Source organism: Brevundimonas sp. UBA7534 (assembly GCF_002479325.1).
In the GTDB taxonomy this organism is placed as follows: domain Bacteria; phylum Pseudomonadota; class Alphaproteobacteria; order Caulobacterales; family Caulobacteraceae; genus Brevundimonas.
The window spans coordinates 444-3,974 of sequence record NZ_DLMO01000019.1 but is presented as its reverse complement, the minus strand read 5'-3'; the positions used below and the strand labels follow the sequence as shown (position 1 = coordinate 3,974).

The following is a 3,531-nucleotide window of genomic DNA, read 5'->3' as shown; positions in this document are numbered from 1 at the left end:
CCTCGGCCTCGGCGTCCAGCGAGGACAGCTTGAACTTCTTGAGCGGATCGTTACGCCGCTCCTTCAGCCGCTTGGCCTGCTCCTCGCGCGAGATGTCCAGCCACAGCTTGATCAGAATGACCCCGTCGTCGGTCAGCATCCGCTCGAAACGGGGCGCGTCGGTCATGAACTGGGCGTATTGGGCGGGGGTGCAGAAACCCATTACCGGTTCGACGCCCGCGCGGTTGTACCAGGAGCGGTTGAAGATGACGGTCTCGCCCGCCGCCGGCAGGTGCGGGACGTAGCGCTGGAAATACCACTGGCTGGATTCGCGGTCGCTGGGCTTGGGCATGGCGACAACGCGGGTCTGGCGCGGCGACATGTATTCCGTCAGCCGCTTGATGGCGCCGTCCTTGCCGGCGGTGTCGCGCCCCTCCAGGACGATGACGACCCGCAGGCCGTGTTCGATCGTCCAGGCCTGGGTCTGGACCATGGCGAGCTGGAGCTGCTCCAGTTCGTCGTCGTAGGCGTCGGATTTCTTTCCCATGGGCCGACTGTGGCCGGCGCGGCCGGACAGGGCAAGGGCCGTGCGTTCGCGGCGTCTGAACGCTAGGCTGCCGGCGAAGACTCACGGAGCGCCCGATGAAGACCGACCGCCGAACCGTCCTGGCCGGAAGCCTGGCCGTCGCCGGCCTGGCCGCGCTGCCGGCCCGGGCCGCCGCGGACGTTGATACGGCCGCCTGCGACGCCGCGCTGGACGCGGTCTTCGCCGAGACCCGGCCGGTGGCCCTGGCCGGCGCGGTGGTGACGCGCGAGGGCCTGGCCTGGTCCGGGGTGCGCGGCGTGCGTCGGTTCGGCGGGGACGACCCGGCGACGCTGGACGACCGCTGGCACCTGGGGTCGAACACCAAGGCGATGACGGCTGCGCTCTACGCCCGGCTGGTCGAGCAGGGACGGGCGGATTGGGACGCGCCCCTTTCGATCCTGTTTGCGGGCGCGACGGTCGATCCGGCCTGGGAGGGCGCGACCATCCGGGACTTCCTGCGCCACCGGGCGGGGGTCAGGGACGCCGACGCCCTGGGCATGGTCTTCTACATGACCGCGCGGGCCGATCCCCGGCCGCTGCCTGAGCAGCGCCGCGCGATCGCAGAACGCATCCTGTCGGCGCCGCCGACCGGGACGCCGGGCGGCTATGAATACGCCAACGCCAACTACATCCTGGCGGGGGCGGCCATCGAGGCCCTGACCGGCCGGTCGTGGGAGGAGGTGACGCGCGCCGAGTTGTTCGGGCCGCTGGGCCTGGCGTCGGCCGGTTTCGGCGCGCCGGTTCACGACCTTCATGGCGGCGGCAATGCCTGGGGCCATCGCTGGGCGGGCGGGCAGACGCACACGCCGGTCGATCCGACCGATCCCGGCGCCGACAACCCCGCCGCGCTGGGGCCGGCGGGCACGGCGCACATGACGCTGGCGGACTATGCGACGTGGCTGAGGGTGTTCCTGAACGACGGAGGCGGCTGGCTGACGCCTGAGAGCGTGGCGATCCTGAGCGATCCAGGCGCGGGCCAGGGCCAGCCCTACGCCCTGGGCTGGCTCGCGCCGCCCGCCGTTCCCTGGGCCGGCGGCCCGGCCCTGATGCACGAGGGGTCGAACACCCTGTGGCACGCGGTGGGGGCGGTGGCGCCCCGTCGGGGGATCGCCCTGATCGGCCTGGCCAACGTCAGCGTCGAGGCGGGCGCCGCCAACGGCCTGATGCCCGGACTGGTGCGCACGCTGGGGTAAGGGGGCGCTAAGGGCGCGACGCCTGCGCCCGGTCCCACCGTCCTATCGCCCAGAGATGGCCCGCGTGGGCGGCGACGTAGGCGAGGGCCATGCCGAGCGTGACCGTCAGAAGCGCCGCGTCGCTTTCGCCCTGCCGCGCCGAGCCGGCGGGGACCGCCGCGAAGAGGGCCAGCGGGATCGCCAGCGACACGGCGGCCAGGACCGGGGTGAAGAACAGGGCGATCGCGCGCGGCGCCCGCCAGGTCGGGCGGCCATCCAACCCCCATTGCATCGGCAGGCGGTCATGGCGGGCGAAACGACGTAGGGCGTCGCGAGACCTGACAATCATCCATCCCAGGGCGACGGCGCTCGTCACGATGGCCAGAACCAGCATCATGGAAAGCACGGTGCATCAGAGGTTGCGCCTCCGCAAGTCTGTGCGGGCGATGAACGGATCGCCGGTCCGATGCGTTGGGAAGCGGGGCCGTTGCGGCCCCCTCGCATGGAGCCGGGAGGGCGCGGGGCGGCATGAAGCGGGACTTCGCGGACTTCTGGAACCTGCTGTGGGAAGCGGCGCTGCTGGCCTGCGCGGCCTTCGCCCTGCTGAACGCCTATGCGCCGCCGCAGGACCTGCCTTGGAAACCGCTGGATCTGGACCGGCCGATCGGACGGGCGACGGCGACCAAGGTGGCGGCCTTCGACCTGCCCCGCGCCGCCACGCCCGAACAGGTCGCGGCGCCGACCGAGGCCTGCATGAGGCTGTTGCGCGAGGCCGGCGTGCAGGTGGAGCGGGCGCCCGACAGAGACGACGGCGGCTTCTGCCAGGTGCGCGGCGCGGTCAGGATCGTCGGCGGGGCCACGCCGCTGGCGCCGGCGGGGGTGGTGATGCAGTGCCCGCTGGCGCTGCGCTATGTGCTGTGGGACCGGCAGGTGCTGCAACCGGCCGCACGGGACGTCCTGGGCTCGACCGTGGCGCGGGTGGAGAACTTCGGAACCTATTCCTGCCGCCGCATCTACGGCTCGACCAACACCGACGACCGGCCCAGCGAGCACGCGCGCGCCAATGCGCTGGATGTCGCGGCGCTGACCCTGGCCGACGGGCGCAGGGTCAGCGTCAAGGCCGACTGGGCCGGGCAGGGGCCGGTCGGCGCCGAAGGCGGGCGCTTCCTGAAACGCGTGGGACAGGGCGGTTGCCGGCTGTTCTCCAATGTCCTGACGCCCGACTACAACGCCGCCCATGCGGACCATCTGCACCTTGACGCGGCGCCGCGCGGGCTGTGCGGCTGAGGTTCGATTAACCATCTAACGCCGATTTGTGGAATCGCTTTGCTGTTGACCGGCCCGTAAAGGCGGGTGACAACACGGGCGCAGTCCGGATTTTGCGTGGGGTCCACACCCGCGTCTCGCTCCTTCGCCTGAACGAGCTTGTTCCAGATGGGCTGACGGGTCCCTCTGAAAAGGGGCCCGCCTGGAAAGCGCGTTTACGGAGACGCAGACATGGCGACCGGTACGGTCAAGTGGTTCAACCCCACCAAGGGCTATGGTTTCATCCAGCCCGACAGCGGCGGGTCCGACGTGTTCGTTCACGTCACCGCCGTTCAGAAGGCTGGCCTTCAGGGCCTCGATGAGAACGCCAAGGTCGAGTACGAGCTGGAAACCCAGCGCGGCAAGACCTCGGCCGTGGACCTCAAGGTCCTCTAAGCCGACAGCCCAACAGGCTAGGAAAACGGGCGCGGGGGCATCCCCTGCGCCCGTTTTTTTGCGCGGGCTATCGCGCTTCGCGCTGCTTGAGCG

5 protein-coding genes are annotated in these 3,531 nt (G+C 70.8%); 3 read left to right on the top strand and 2 right to left on the bottom strand.

The features are described 5' to 3' along the window. Positions 1-526 (bottom strand): polyphosphate kinase 2 (locus B2U11_RS01275; protein ID WP_292069219.1); only part of this gene is annotated, 526 nt, incomplete at its 3' end. Positions 527-621: 95 nt separating this feature from the next. Between B2U11_RS01275 and B2U11_RS01270 the strand changes: the two genes are divergently transcribed. Then, positions 622-1,758: a serine hydrolase domain-containing protein gene (locus tag B2U11_RS01270; RefSeq protein ID WP_292069217.1), complete on the top strand. Its 1,137-nt coding sequence runs from the start codon at positions 622-624 to the stop codon at positions 1,756-1,758. A 7-nt stretch (positions 1,759-1,765) separates the two neighbouring features. Here the strand turns inward: B2U11_RS01270 and B2U11_RS01265 are convergent, their stop codons facing one another. Next, complete coding sequence (locus B2U11_RS01265) at positions 1,766-2,134, bottom strand: hypothetical protein (protein WP_292069215.1); 369 nt, start codon at positions 2,132-2,134, stop codon at positions 1,766-1,768. 131 nt (positions 2,135-2,265) lie between these two features. Here B2U11_RS01265 and B2U11_RS01260 point away from each other — a divergent pair, with 131 nt between their 5' ends. Next, positions 2,266-3,024 carry an extensin family protein gene (locus B2U11_RS01260; RefSeq protein WP_292069213.1) on the top strand — a complete coding sequence of 253 codons (759 nt, stop codon included), beginning with the start codon at positions 2,266-2,268 and terminating at the stop codon, positions 3,022-3,024. Between the two features lie 210 nt (positions 3,025-3,234). Beyond that, positions 3,235-3,438, top strand: coding sequence for a cold-shock protein (locus B2U11_RS01255; protein WP_249750176.1), 204 nt, complete (start codon positions 3,235-3,237; stop codon positions 3,436-3,438). Positions 3,439-3,531: the final 93 nt, after the last annotated feature.